Below are 13,592 nucleotides of genomic sequence, written 5' to 3'. Positions count from 1 at the left end.
GATGCGGGGGGCTGGACGGCCGCGGGGAGCGATCTCCGAGGAAAGTCCGGACTCCATGGAGAGACGGTGCCGGGTAACGCCCGGGCGAGGCAACTCGACGGAAAGCGCCACAGAGAACAGACCGCTCCGGGTCGGGCCTCGGCCCGCACTTCGGTGCCCCGGAGCAAGGGTGAAACGGTGGGGTAAGAGCCCACCGGGGGGGCGGCAACGTCCCCCGCACGGCAAGCCCCACCGGGAGCAATGCCGAATAGGGATCGCGCGTGCGCAAGCGCAGGGGGTCTCCGCCCCAGCGGTCCGGGTTGGCAGCTCGAGGACGCGAAGCGATTCGCGGCCCAGACGAATGGTCGTCATGGCGGGTCCGCCCGCCATACAGAATCCGGCTTACAGGCCCCCCGCACTCGGCCAAATCCCGCCAGGGCCACGCCCCCCTGCGTTAATCCTTGTTTTATTCGAAAGTGCCATATTTCGATATGGCGGGGGTACGACATGACACACGCACAGATCGGGGACGGGGGCTCTGCCGGCTTCACGCCGCGGCTGCCCGGCACGGCGATAGATGCGGTCGCGCGCAGCACGGCGCGGATCGGATTGGTCGACCGGGACGGCTTAATCGCCACATTCAGCAAACGGCTCAGCCGCGATCTGGGCTTCGACTCGCCCGACGACCTGCGCGGCCTTTCCTTCGCCAGCCTTTGGCATCCCGCCGACCGCGCCGCGGTGGAGCACGCCTTTACCAAGGCACTGCGCGGCTGCACCCAGGGGGCCGATGTGGATATGAGCTATGTCCACGGCGTCGAACGTCCGGCCCACGTCACCTTCGCCCCCGGAACGGTGGGCGGCGCGGTTCTGATGACCTTCGACTGGACTGGCCCCGACGCGGCTTGACAGCCCCCGCTCAGCGGATAGAAGCCGGGTTCTGATTTCTCCGGGGCGCGCGGTGCTCCGGCCGACGCTCGTCCGACGCAGGAGACACCCGATGGCGAAGCCCACCACGATCAAGATCCGGCTCAATTCCTCCGCCGGCACCGGCCACTTCTACGTGACGAAGAAGAACGCCCGCACCATGACCGAGAAGATGGTCGTGCGGAAGTTCGACCCCGTCGCGCGCAAGCATGTCGAGTACAAGGAAGGCAAGATCAAGTAAGCGCACGCTGACACTGATCGCCACCAGACAGGGCCGCGCCGGGGGACCGAGCGCGGCCTTTTCCGTCTCAGGAGGCGGCCCGACGCGGCGGTCGATGCCATGCTGGCGTTGTCCTCCCACCCGCACCGCCAGCGGTGCTCGGACTGGCTCGGGTTCCGCCTGCATGAGCCGTCGGCCTGCCCCTCGCAACCCGGGCCTCCCGGTCCCATACCCGCGCCTCACAGCGCTCCTCTGACGGCTCAGCGGGTATGTCCCTCATAAGGCTCCCAGACGAGCCGAGCCTGCGGACAGGCGGCGAGGAAGATCAGCGCGTCATAGACCGAGCGCAGATGCAGGTGATGCGCCCGCGTCCCGCTCCAGAGCGTCGCGGGCGTGACCCCGTAATTGCCCGCTCCCACCGTCCGCGCCAGGGCCCGCTGCACCAGGTCGCGCTGCTCCGGCAGGACGGCGACCGTCAGACGGATGGGAAACTCCCGGTCGATGACGAGGTGGCGATGCGGGCGCTTATAGCTCATGACAGGAACAGAACACGAACACCTGCGGCCGAGCAAGCCGTACCGTCAGGCCAGCAGGCCCGGGTCCGTCCCCATCTCCAGCCCCGGGAACACGACCCGGCTCAGGACGCCCCGATCGACCCCAAAGAGCCCATGCAGCGCCCAGGCCGCATAGGCCCGCACGTCGCGCAGCGGCATCAGGTCGCGCCGGTCCAGCAGGTCCGCCTCGGCCAGCCCAGGCCAGCCGCCCCAAACCTGCCCACCGGCAATCGCGCCCCCCGCCGCGATCATCGCGCCCCCGGTCCCATGATCGGTGCCGCGCGTGCCGTTATGCGCCGCGGTGCGGCCGAACTCCGTCATGGCCAGCACCGTCGTCCGCGCCCAGACCGGCCCGAGCCCATCGCGCAGGGTGAGAATCCCCCGCGCCAGCCGCCGCAGCGGCGGCAACAGCGCCCGGTCCTGCCGCCGATGGGTGTCCCACCCCGCCAGCGACAGTGCCGCGATTCGCGAATCGGCGGCAAGTTGGGACGCCGCGAAGCCGAACAGCGCCTCGACCCCGTCCCCCTGCCCGCGCTTGGCCGACGGCCCTTGGGCCGAGAGGCGCAACGCCTCCGCCGCCCGGTCCCGGAAGAGGGGATCGTCATGGTAGATATGCGTCAGCAGATCCCGCGTCGCCGCCGCCATCTCGAGCCGCGCATCCGGGGCCCAGGCCGCATGGGGCGCAGCGCCCCGCAGGAGAAGCATATCCTCCCGCCCGATGGCGAATGCCGTCCGGCCCTCGACCCCGGGCAACACCCCCAGCAGCCGGTTCAGCCAGCCATCACGCCCGATCATCGGCGGCACCTCCCCGGCGGTGCCCGCCTCCAGGATGTCCTGCCCGTCGAAATGGCTGCGCCCGTCGCGATAGGGCGTACTGACGGCCTGGGCAAAGCCCAACTCCCCCGCCCGCCAGAGCGGCAGGAGATCCTCCAGGCCCGGATGCATCGCGTGAAAGCCGGTCAGATCGAGCGCCCCCGCCGCCGGTCCGATCGCGAATTCGGGCCGCAGCCGCGCGAGATCCGGATCGCCATAGGGCTGCAACACGTCCAGCCCGTCCATCGCCCCCCGCAGGATCACGACCACCAGCCGGTGGTCCGAGGGCAGCGACGCGAAGGCCATCGGCGACACCAGCGGCGCGGCCGCCAGCGAACAGGCGCCCGTCGTCAGGAAGCGGCGGCGGTCGAGCATCGCGTCATCTCCTCTGGAATTCCGGCGCCGACAGGATCAGCCCGATCCCATCCGCCCGGCTCTCGGCGGCGCGGGCGGCAAAGCGCGTCCGCTCCGACGCAAGCGGCCCCAGCGCGACCTCCACGAAGTCGCGCGGGTCGGGCAGCTCCGGCAAGTCGCGCGGCACGGTCATCGCCCAGTCGATCCGCGCGGCCAGCCCCTGCGGCGTGATCCACGCCTCAGCGGCTTCGGGCCAGCCATCCGGTCCCGGCGCCTCCTGCCAGGGCTGCCCCATCAGTTCCATCGGCACCATGATCCCGCCCCGCACCTGCCCCCGGCTAAGCCCCAGCAGAAAGTCGCCCAGGTTCAGCGCCCGCGCCGCGGCCGCGATGTAGTCCAGCGGCCGTCGCACCTTGCGCAGCTCCGGCGCGGCCGAGGCGGGGTGGTCCAGCATCACGGCATAGACCGAGGGCAAGTCGCCCCCGGTCTCGATCCAGCGGGCCGCCATGGCCGCGACGAGGTCCGCATCGGGATGCTCGGCGACGAAATGGCGGGCGAGCTTGCCCGAGACGTGCCGCGCCGTCGCCGGGTGAACCGCGAGATCGGCCAGCACCGCCCGGATCGCCTCGGGATCGGGCCGCGCCCCGCCATAGCTGCGGCCAAGCACGGTCTCCGCGCCAGGCTCCACCAAGGCCGGCCGGAAGCGCGGCGCCCCCTCCCGGTCGAACGACAGCCCGGTCAGCAATTCCGCAAGCTGGGTGACGTCGTATTGCGTATAAGGCCCCCCCGCGCCCAGCGTGTGCAGCTCCAGCACTTCGCGGGCGAGGTTCTCATTCAGGCCGCCGCCCCGCTTCCCCCTGCGGGAGTTGGGGCCCATCGACCAGCGTTGGTCGAGATAGTCGAGCATCGCGGGATGGGTGACGGCGGAGTCCAACAGCGCCGCGAAACTGCCGGCGACGAAGGGCCGGATGGCATCCTCCCGATAGCCGGAGATCGTGTGTCGCCGGTAGCCGCGCCCATCGGCCACGGTGAAGTGATCGGACCAGAACCAGAAGAGGCGCTCTCGGAAGCCGTCCCGCGTGACCGCCGCCCGCGCGAGACTGCGCGCCAGGGCGCCGGAATGCGCGTCGCGCATGGCGGCCACATGGGCGCGATAGGCCGCGCGGGCCGCGTCGCTTTCGCGCCGCGCGCGGCGCAGCGCCCCCCAGGCGACGGCGCGGGCGACCTGCGTCTCCCAACCCTCGATCGGGATGGCGTCGGCCGCCTCGTCGGGGCCGAGCAGCGCCGCCATCATGTCCACTGGACCCGCGGGCGGGGCGTGGACCGGCGACAGGCCAGTGCCGAATCGTATCGCGGCGAGGGTCGGCGGCAGGCTCATCCCGGGACGGCTCCATGGGGCGCTATTTTAGATAGATAGGAACCCCATGGCGGCCCAAGCAAGGCCCGGTCTCGTCAGTCCTTGGGCACCAGCCGCAAACCGAGTTCCATGAGCTGCCCCGGCATCGGCTCGGACGGAGCGCCCATCATCAGATCCTCGGCCCGCTGGTTCATCGGGAAGAGCATGACTTCGCGGATATTGGCCTCGTCGGCCAGCAGCATCACGATCCGGTCGATCCCCGCCGCGCAGCCCCCGTGGGGCGGCGCGCCATATTGGAACGCCTTGACCATGCCGCCGAAGCGCTTGCGCACTTCGTCCTCGCCATAGCCCGCCAGCTCGAAGGCCTTGAACATGATCTCGGGCTTGTGGTTCCGGATCGCGCCCGAGACCAGCTCATAGCCGTTGCAGGCCAGGTCATACTGGAAGCCCAGCACGTCCAGCGGATCGCCCTCCAGCGCCTCCATCCCGCCCTGCGGCATGGAGAAGGGGTTGTGGCTGAAGTCGATCGTCCCGTCGTCGTCCTTCTCGTACATCGGGAAGTCGACGATCCAGGCGAAGGCGAAGCGGTTCTCGTCGGTGAGACCCAGCTCCTTGCCGATCACGGTGCGCGCCCGGCCCGCGACAGCCTCGAACTGCGCGGGCTTGCCGCCCAGGAAGAAGGCCGCGTCGCCCACGCCCAGACCCAGCTGCTGCCGGATCGCCTCGGTCCGCTCCGGCCCGATATTCTTAGCCAAGGGGCCGGCGGCCTCCGTGCCGTCCGCCCCCTCGCGCCAGAAGATATACCCCATCCCCGGCAGACCTTCCCCCTGCGCGAACTTGTTCATCCGGTCGCAGAACTTGCGCGAGCCGCCCTTGGGCGCGGGGATGGCGCGGATCTCGGTGCCCTCCTGCTCCAGCAGCGAGGCGAAGATGGCGAAGCCCGAGCCGCGGAAATGCTCGCTGACGACCTGCATCTCGATCGGGTTGCGCAGGTCCGGCTTGTCGGTGCCGTATTTCAGCGCCGCGTCCTTGTAGGAGATCAGCGGCCAGTCCGTGTCCACGGGCCGCCCGCCGCCGAACTCCTCGAAGATGCCCGCGATCACCGGCTGGATCGTGTCGAACACATCCTGCTGGGTGACGAAGCTCATCTCCATGTCGAGCTGATAGAAATCGGTCGGCGAGCGGTCGGCGCGCGGATCCTCGTCGCGGAAGCAGGGCGCGATCTGGAAATATTTGTCGAAGCCCGACACCATCAGCAGCTGCTTGAACTGCTGCGGGGCCTGCGGCAGCGCATAGAGCTTGCCCGGATGCAGCCGCGACGGGATCACGAAGTCCCGCGCGCCCTCGGGGCTGGAGGCCGTGATGATCGGCGTCTGGAATTCGTTGAACCCGGCCTGCCACATCCGCTCCCGGATGGATTTCACCACGTTCGAGCGCAGCACCATGTTGCGCTGCATCGATTCCCGCCGCAGATCGAGGAAGCGGTACCGCAGGCGCGTCTCCTCCGGATAGTCCTGATCGCCGAAGACTTGCAGCGGCAGCTCGTCGGCGCGGCCCAGCACCTCCAGGTCGCGGACGAAAACTTCGATCTCGCCGGTCGGGATCTTGGGGTTCACCAGCTCGGGGTCGCGGGCCTTCACGCTGCCGTCGATGCGGATGCACCACTCGGAGCGCACCTTCTCCATCTCGGCGAAGACCGGGCTGTCGGGATCGCACAGCACCTGCGTCATGCCGTAATGGTCGCGCAGGTCGACGAACAGCACGCCGCCATGGTCGCGGATGCGGTGGACCCAGCCCGCCAGGCGGACGGTCTCGCCCACGTCAGCGGCGCGAAGGCCGGCGCAGGTATGGGTGCGGAAGGCGTGCATGGCGTGTCTCCGGAGCGGTCCGTTCGGGCCGCGCCGTCTGACCGTGCGGGCCGGGCGAAGTCAACCCCGCCAGGGCCGTCTCACTCCGCCGCGAGCTTCAGGTTGCCATCGACGATATGGGCGCCCAGCCGATCCACCACCGGCGCGTCGGATGGAAACGCCCTGCCCTTTCCGGCCTCCCCCGGAAATCCGACGACCGAAAGTCCGGCCGCGCGGGCGGCCTCGGCGCTTTCGGGCGTGTCCTCGATCGCCAGAACCCCCGCGGGCTTGAGGCCCAGCGCGTCCAGCGCGGCCAGATAGATGTCCGGCGCGGGCTTGGGGCGGTCGACCATGGTGACATCGCCGACCCAGTCGAAATCGACCTGGGTCACATGCGGGGCCAGACCGTCCAGCACCAGGCCGACCTGCGCGGGCGTCGTCGTGGTGCACAGGCCGACCGGCACGCCCCGGTGGCGCGCGGTCGAGATCGTTTCGACGACGCCGGGACGCGGCTCCAACCCGGAGCGGTCCACCAGCGAGGCGAAGACGCGCTCCTTGGTGGCATGCACCGCGTCGACATCCACGCTCTGACCGGCATCCACCGCATAATCCGCGAGGCGCGCCCGCCCGCCAGGACGGTTGAGCATGCGGTAATAGCGCTGACGCTCCCACACCCAGTCGAGGTCATGGGCGGCGAAGGCGGCGTTATAGGCGCGGCGCTGCAACTCCGACGTCTCCGCCAGGGTGCCGATCGAACCGAACAGGATCGCGGTATGTGTCATCGTCCTGGTCCCTCCACCAAAGCGTCGCATCTTTCGGGTTCCTCCCCCAAGACGCCGCGATGCGCGGCGCTTCCGGGAAGCAACTTAGAGTTGTGCCCCGATCCGCCAAGCGGAAATGACGCGACGCCGCGGGGCGCCCTCACGTCATTTGCCCGCGGCATTCGGTCGGCGGACAACGCATGGGCGCGCCGTCGGTTCCCGCTCAGGTCGCGCGGAAGTCGACACGGAGGGTTGTGCCCGCCCGCCCCCCGCATATAACGCGGCGAATTTGCCAATCCTGAGGGGGCGAACCCATGCCGAAGCGGACAGACATCCGGTCCATCATGATCATCGGTGCGGGGCCCATCGTGATCGGGCAAGCCTGCGAGTTTGACTATTCCGGCGCCCAGGCCTGCAAGGCCCTGCGCGAGGAAGGCTATCGCGTCATCCTGGTCAACTCGAACCCGGCCACGATCATGACCGATCCCGAACTGGCCGACGCGACTTATATCGAGCCGATCACCCCCGAGGTGGTGGCCAAGATTATCGAGAAGGAGCGGCCCGACGCCCTGCTGCCCACCATGGGCGGCCAGACCGGCCTGAACACCTCGCTCGCGCTCGACGATATGGGCGTGCTGGAGAAATTCGGCGTCGAGCTGATCGGCGCCAAGCGCGCCGCCATCGAGATGGCCGAGGATCGCAAGCTCTTCCGCGAGGCGATGGACCGCCTGGGCATCGAGAACCCCAAGGCCACCATCGTCTCCGCCCCGAAGAAGCCGGGCGGCGGCTACGACATTCGCGCCGGGCTCGACCTGGCGATGGAGGCGCTGGAGCATGTCGGCCTGCCCGCCATCATCCGGCCCGCCTTCACCCTGGGCGGCACCGGCGGCGGCGTCGCCTACAATCGCGCCGATTATGAGCGCATCTGCCGCACCGGGCTGGAGGCCAGCCCGATGGCCCAAATCCTCGTCGACGAATCCCTGCTCGGCTGGAAGGAATACGAGATGGAGGTCGTCCGCGACAAAGCGGATAACGCGATCATCGTCTGTTCCATCGAGAACGTGGATCCGATGGGCGTCCATACCGGCGATTCGATCACCGTCGCGCCCGCGCTGACGCTGACCGACAAGGAATATCAGATGATGCGCACGCACTCGATCAACGTGCTGCGCGAGATCGGGGTCGAGACCGGCGGCTCCAACGTGCAATGGGCGGTGAACCCCGCCGATGGCCGCATGGTCGTGATCGAGATGAACCCGCGCGTGTCGCGGTCCTCGGCGCTGGCCTCCAAGGCGACCGGCTTCCCGATCGCCAAGATCGCGGCTAAGCTGGCCGTCGGCTATACCCTGGACGAGCTCGACAACGACATCACCAAGGTCACGCCCGCCAGCTTCGAGCCGACCATCGACTATGTCGTCACCAAGATCCCCCGCTTCGCCTTCGAAAAGTTCCCGGGCGCCGAGCCGCTGCTGACCACCGCGATGAAATCCGTGGGCGAGGTCATGGCCATTGGCCGCAGCTTCCACGAATCGGTGCAGAAGGCGCTGGCCTCGATGGAGACCGGCCTGACCGGCTTCGACGAGATCTCGGTCGCGGGTCTCGACCCGCTGGCGACCGAGGCCACGCCTGACCAGCGCGCGGGCGTGACCGCCGAGCTGGCGCGCCAGACGCCCGACCGCCTGCGCGTGATCGCGCAAGCCATGCGGCTGGGCTTCACCAATGACGAGCTGCACGCGATCACCTCTTTCGATCCCTGGTTCCTCGACCGTATCCGAGAGATCGTTGAAGCGGAGTTAACCGTCCGCCGCGAGGGCCTGCCCGTCACCGAGGACGGCCTGCGCCGCCTCAAGCAAATGGGCTTCACCGATGCCCGCCTCGCCGCGCTCACCGGCCGGGACGAGGACAATGTCCGCCGCGCCCGCCTCAATCTCGGCGTGCAGGCCCAGTTCAAGCGCATCGACACCTGCGCCGCGGAATTCGAGGCGCAGACACCCTACATGTATTCGACCTACGAGACCCCGGTGATGGGCGAGGCCGAATGCGAATCGCGGCCCACCGAGGCCAAGAAGGTCGTGATCCTCGGCGGCGGCCCCAACCGCATCGGCCAGGGGATCGAGTTCGACTATTGCTGCTGCCACGCCTGCTTCGCGCTGAGCGACCAGGGCTATGAGACCATCATGGTCAACTGTAACCCCGAGACGGTCTCGACCGACTACGACACCTCCGATCGCCTCTATTTCGAGCCGCTCACCTTCGAGCACGTGATGGAGATCCTGCGCGTCGAGCAGGAGGCCGGCACGCTCCACGGCGTCATCGTCCAGTTCGGCGGCCAGACGCCGCTGAAGCTCGCCAACGCGCTGCACGATGCGGGCATCCCGATCCTCGGCACCTCCCCCGATGCCATCGACCGCGCCGAGGACCGCGACCGCTTCGCCGCCCTCGTCCGCGAGCTGGGCCTCAAGCAGCCGGCCAACGCCATCGCGACCACCGACGACGAGGCCCGCGCGCGCGCCGAAGAGCTGGGCTTCCCGCTGGTGATCCGCCCCTCCTACGTGCTCGGCGGCCGCGCGATGGAGATCGTGCGCGACGCGGCTCAACTCGACCGCTACATCCGCGACGCGGTGGTGGTGTCGGGCGACAGCCCCGTCCTGCTCGACAGCTATCTGTCGGGCGCCATCGAGGTTGACGTGGACGCGCTCTCCGACGGGACCGAAGTCCATGTGGCCGGGATCATGCAGCATATCGAGGAGGCCGGGGTCCACTCGGGCGACTCGGCCTGCTGCCTGCCGCCCCACACGCTCTCGCGCGACGTCATCGCCACCATCCGCGAGCAGACCGAGGCTCTGGCCAAGGCGCTCGGCGTGGTTGGCCTGATGAACGTGCAATTCGCGGTCAAGGACGAGGAGGTCTACCTGATCGAGGTGAACCCCCGCGCCTCCCGCACGGTGCCCTTCGTGGCCAAGGCCGTTGACTCAGCCATCGCCTCCATCGCCGCCCGCCTCATGGCCGGGGAGCCGCTCTCCACCTTCCCGCTGCGCGATCCCTATCCGGGCGACGCCAACCCCGACCACGTCCCCATCGGCGACCTGATGACGCTCGCCCACCCCGACACGCCCTGGTATTCGGTCAAAGAGGCGGTGCTCCCCTTCGCACGCTTCCCCGGCGTCGACACGCTGCTCGGGCCGGAGATGCGCTCGACCGGCGAGGTCATGGGCTGGGACCGCAGCTTCGCCCGCGCCTTCCTCAAGGCGCAGATGGGCGCGGGCGTGGTCCTGCCCGAGCGCGGGACGGTCTTCCTGTCGATCAAGGACGCCGACAAGACGACGCAACTGGCCGAGACGGCGGGTCTGTTGGTCGATATGGGCTTCTCGATCCTCGCCACGTCGGGCACCGCCGAGTTCCTCGCCCGCCACGGCATCGAGAGCCGCCATGTGAACAAGGCCTACGAGGGCGGCCGCACCGTGGTCGACGTCATCAAGGACGGCGAGGTCGCGCTGGTGATGAACACCACCGAGGGCGCCCAGGCCGTCGAGGACTCCCGGTCCCTGCGCGCCGTGTCCCTGTCCGACCGCATCCCGTACTACACGACCTTGGCGGGGGCGCATGCGGCGGCGCTGGCGATGAAAGCGCGTGCCGAGGGGGCTGTGGAGGTGCGGTCGTTGCAGTAGCGCGAAGGCTAACAAGCTCGCCCTAGCGGCCATCGCGCTTCCACTGTCGCAAACCCGCATCTCCCGTCCCGGGCCATGCAAGAGAGCGTCCGCGCTCACGGAAATCGTTGCCCGGACGAGCCAACGCCGCATAGCATCGACGCATTGATTCATCTCTTGAGCGATTGCGTCATGGAATTTCTCGTCCCTCCCCAGTCTTCGCCGATCCTCGAAACACTCATCACACAGGTTGGACCGATCGCCGCATTGGCCCTCGTCGCCACGATCCTGATTGCAGCGCTCAAACCCGTGGTTTCTGGTAGGCGGCGCAAGACATACCGCCAGTCGCGCAAGACCAACGTCGTCGCCATGCGGGCGGCACCCCGAACCGAAACTCCCGCAAAGAAGGAGAACGACGCGGCGCAGTCCAGCCTCGCCGCCTTGTCGCAATGTAACCTCGATACCAGAAGCCTGATGTCGAAGGCGCAGGCCCGGCTTGGCGAGCAACTTGCGGGATATTGCTCGGAGCGTAACCTCCGGATCCATGCGGAGACCGCCATGTCCGCCATCCTCTCCGTGCAGCATCCGGATCGGAACATGCGCAGCCAAGGTTTCAACGCCATCTCACGCAAGAGGGTGGACTTCTGTCTGACCGACCAGACGAACAGGCCGGTCTGCGTCGTCGAGTATCAAGGCGGTGGGCATTGGACCTCCGGCGGCGCCGCCACCGAGCGACGCGACAAGACCAAGCGGGCAGCCTTCGCCATGGCTCGGCTCCCGCTTCTGGAAGTACCCGCGAAGTGGGACTGGACGGACATATCGCGCCAACTTGATGCATTGCTGAGCCAGGGGACAGCCGCGCAAGGGTTCAAGAGCCGGTTCGACCCGCAAGAACCGTGAGGCGTGTCACCGAAACGTCGGCACGCCACTTGGTCATGCTTGATTGAAAGGCCTGCACATCCCGTCTCGCTCCAGGCAACCGTAGGGTGGGCATCACCATGCCCACCGCCCACGACCCGCCGCCATCGGAAACCACCCCCCTCACTCCATCCCCTCATACATCGCCCGCGCCTCCGCCACCGAGGGCTTTGGCTTGCCCATCCAGCGCTCACGGTAGGCCTCCGGCAGGTCCTCGCCCTCCAGCAGCCCCGCCAGCCGGGCCAGCATGAAGGCCCGCAGCACGGTGTTCATGCGCGGGCCATAGCCCGGCCCCAGCGAGCGGAAGAACGTCACCACGTCCGCATCCACCCAAAAGCTCAGCTTCTGCTTCTTGCGGGATCGCGTCTGCCAGACCTCGCGCCATTCCTCCGGGACGCGGGCCTCTCGCGTTGCCGCCCGGCTCAGATCCCATTCGAACCGCTCCATCATCGCGAACATATCATGCATCCGCGCCCGCTGCGCCTTGGTCTGCCCCATCGCACCCTCCTCCGAGCGGACCACCCTGCGCACAAACGGTTAACAGGCGGTGACCAAACGGCCCCAACGCGCGCCGGACCGCGTCACGACCGGGATCATGACCGTCGTCACGACCGGAATCACGACGCTGCGGAACCCTTGACCGAACGCGGCCAAACCCCCATCCCCTGTCCCACTGAGGGAGGCCCCCATGCGCAAGGCGGCGATCACCGGATCGGGGGTCTTCACCCCGGCCCAGACCATCACCAATGACGAGCTCGTCGCGGCGTTCAACGCCTTCGCCGACACGCAGAACGCCGCGGGCGCGGAGCCGCCCATTCCCCATTCCAGCGCCGCGTTCATCACCTCGGCCAGCGGGATCGAGCGCCGCTATGTGCTTGACAAAGAAGGCGTCCTCGATCCCGACCGGATGTATCCCCGCCTGCCGGCCCGCGCCGACGACGACCCGAGCGTCATGGCCGAGATGGCGCGCGACGCCTGCAATGCCGCGCTCGCCATGGCGGGCCTTGAGGCGTGCCAGATCCAAGCCGTCCTCTGCGCCGCCTCCAACCACGAGCGCGCCTACCCCGCGATTGCCATCGAGATCCAAAACCTATTGGGAACCACCGGTTTCGCTTTCGACATGAACGTCGCCTGCTCGTCCGCGACCTTCGGCATCCAGGCCGCCGCCGACATGATCCGCGCCGGCTCCATCGACCGCGCCATCGTGGTCAACCCCGAGATCTGCTCCGCCCATCTCGAATGGCGCGACCGCGACTGCCACTTCATCTTCGGCGACGTCTGCACCGCCCTCGTGCTGGAGGCCGACGACCTCGCCCAAGGCCCCCGCTTCACGATCGAATCGACCCGCTGCGCGACACAGTTCTCCAACAATATCCGCAACAACGATGGCTTCCTGCGCCGCACCCGCGACCAGATGGAGGACCGCCGCGACATGCAGTTCATGCAGAACGGGCGGAAGGTCTTCAAGGAAGTGCTGCCCATGGTCTCCAGGCACATCGCCGATCATCTTGACTCGGAGGGTGTTCAGCCAGACGATCTGACTCGCTTGTGGCTCCACCAGGCGAACAAGACGATGAACGACTTCATCGGCAAGAAAGTGCTTGGCCGCGCGCCCACGCCCGAGGAACAGCCCAACATCCTCCAGGACCACGCCAACACGTCCTCGGCCGGGTCGATCATCGCCTTCGCCAAGCATTCCGCCGATCTGGCGCCAGGCGACAAGGGTCTGATCTGCTCTTTCGGCGCGGGCTATTCGGTGGGGTCGGTGGTCGTCACCCGGTCCGGTCCCGCCTGAGCTGGGACTCCATGGCGTCAAGCGCGGCGCGGATGGTCTCCAACTCCGGGGCCTCGGGCATGGCCGCCGCCAGCCGGTCGAGCCGCCCCCCGAGCGCATCGCTCTGCGCGAGTTCGAGCAAGGCCAGGGTCACATGCGGGTGGCTCGCCGCAGCCTCGAGACGGGCCACCGCATCGACGGGCATAAAGCGGGTCGCATGCTCGGCATGGGTCGAATAGTAGCGACCGATCGTCGCCTTCGATTTGCCCGTGGCCGCGCAGGCGGCTTCCACGCCGATATCCTTGACCAGAGCCTCGGTCCGCGCCTTCAGAAAGCTGTCGATGTCGCGCGTCATGGCCGGCGCCCCCCTTTCAATTCAAAGGATACCACGAATCGCGCATTCCCGATACGGCCCCGATCCTGACTTGCCCCGGGCGGTCCGGG

General features: G+C 68.2%; 11 protein-coding genes, 1 other RNA gene and 1 pseudogene. 6 read left to right on the top strand and 7 right to left on the bottom strand.

What is annotated here, in order from left to right:
* Positions 1 to 3 precede the first annotated feature (3 nt).
* The 3 genes from rnpB to rpmG all read left to right on the top strand — a co-directional run bounded on the left by rnpB (position 4) and on the right by rpmG (position 1,144).
* Positions 4 to 400, top strand: an RNA gene (rnpB, locus tag DTQ71_RS15290) — RNase P RNA component class A.
* A gap of 86 nt (positions 401 to 486) precedes the next feature.
* Positions 487 to 885 (top strand): PAS domain-containing protein, encoded by a 399-nt coding sequence (locus DTQ71_RS15285; protein ID WP_109565163.1) that lies wholly within the window; start codon positions 487 to 489, stop codon positions 883 to 885.
* A gap of 91 nt (positions 886 to 976) precedes the next feature.
* Positions 977 to 1,144, top strand: a complete 168-nt coding sequence (gene rpmG / locus DTQ71_RS15280; protein ID WP_055661766.1) for a 50S ribosomal protein L33 — start codon at positions 977 to 979, stop codon at positions 1,142 to 1,144.
* A 239-nt stretch (positions 1,145 to 1,383) separates the two neighbouring features.
* On the opposite strand, the gene DTQ71_RS15275 is transcribed toward rpmG, so the two are convergent.
* From DTQ71_RS15275 to DTQ71_RS15255, 5 genes are all read right to left on the bottom strand, one after another.
* Positions 1,384 to 1,659 (bottom strand): hypothetical protein, encoded by a 276-nt coding sequence (locus DTQ71_RS15275; RefSeq protein WP_109565162.1) that lies wholly within the window; start codon positions 1,657 to 1,659, stop codon positions 1,384 to 1,386.
* A 45-nt stretch (positions 1,660 to 1,704) separates the two neighbouring features.
* The gene (locus DTQ71_RS15270) at positions 1,705 to 2,865 is read right to left on the bottom strand and encodes a DUF1501 domain-containing protein (protein ID WP_109565161.1); all 1,161 of its coding nucleotides are present in this window, start codon (positions 2,863 to 2,865) and stop codon (positions 1,705 to 1,707) included.
* 4 nt (positions 2,866 to 2,869) lie between these two features.
* Complete coding sequence (locus tag DTQ71_RS15265; RefSeq protein WP_109565160.1) at positions 2,870 to 4,222, bottom strand: DUF1800 domain-containing protein; 1,353 nt, start codon at positions 4,220 to 4,222, stop codon at positions 2,870 to 2,872.
* A 74-nt stretch (positions 4,223 to 4,296) separates the two neighbouring features.
* On the bottom strand, positions 4,297 to 6,069 hold the full coding sequence (aspS, locus tag DTQ71_RS15260; RefSeq protein WP_109565159.1) for an aspartate--tRNA ligase: 1,773 nt from the start codon (positions 6,067 to 6,069) through the stop codon (positions 4,297 to 4,299).
* An 80-nt stretch (positions 6,070 to 6,149) separates the two neighbouring features.
* Complete coding sequence (locus DTQ71_RS15255) at positions 6,150 to 6,830, bottom strand: HAD-IA family hydrolase (protein WP_170125449.1); 681 nt, start codon at positions 6,828 to 6,830, stop codon at positions 6,150 to 6,152.
* Positions 6,831 to 7,123: 293 nt separating this feature from the next.
* On the opposite strand from DTQ71_RS15255, the gene carB reads away from it, so the two are divergent.
* Positions 7,124 to 10,477, top strand: a complete 3,354-nt coding sequence (gene carB / locus DTQ71_RS15250; RefSeq protein WP_109565157.1) for a carbamoyl-phosphate synthase large subunit — start codon at positions 7,124 to 7,126, stop codon at positions 10,475 to 10,477.
* A gap of 171 nt (positions 10,478 to 10,648) precedes the next feature.
* On the top strand, positions 10,649 to 11,356 hold the full coding sequence (locus DTQ71_RS15245; protein ID WP_170125448.1) for a DUF2726 domain-containing protein: 708 nt from the start codon (positions 10,649 to 10,651) through the stop codon (positions 11,354 to 11,356).
* Between the two features lie 141 nt (positions 11,357 to 11,497).
* Here DTQ71_RS15245 and DTQ71_RS15240 read toward each other — a convergent pair whose 3' ends face one another.
* Positions 11,498 to 11,872 (bottom strand): BrnA antitoxin family protein, encoded by a 375-nt coding sequence (locus DTQ71_RS15240; protein WP_109565155.1) that lies wholly within the window; start codon positions 11,870 to 11,872, stop codon positions 11,498 to 11,500.
* 190 nt (positions 11,873 to 12,062) lie between these two features.
* On the opposite strand from DTQ71_RS15240, the gene DTQ71_RS15235 reads away from it, so the two are divergent.
* Positions 12,063 to 13,169: a beta-ketoacyl-ACP synthase III gene (locus tag DTQ71_RS15235; protein WP_109565154.1), complete on the top strand. Its 1,107-nt coding sequence runs from the start codon at positions 12,063 to 12,065 to the stop codon at positions 13,167 to 13,169.
* Between the two features lie 109 nt (positions 13,170 to 13,278).
* Here the strand turns inward: DTQ71_RS15235 and DTQ71_RS15230 are convergent.
* Positions 13,279 to 13,503, bottom strand: a pseudogene (locus DTQ71_RS15230) (hypothetical protein); the annotation flags it as partial.
* Between the last annotated feature and the right edge of the window lie 89 nt (positions 13,504 to 13,592).

The organism is Jannaschia seohaensis, from assembly GCF_900116765.1.
Taxonomy (GTDB): domain Bacteria; phylum Pseudomonadota; class Alphaproteobacteria; order Rhodobacterales; family Rhodobacteraceae; genus Jannaschia; species Jannaschia seohaensis.
This window is presented reverse-complemented; position numbering and strand designations above follow the sequence as displayed.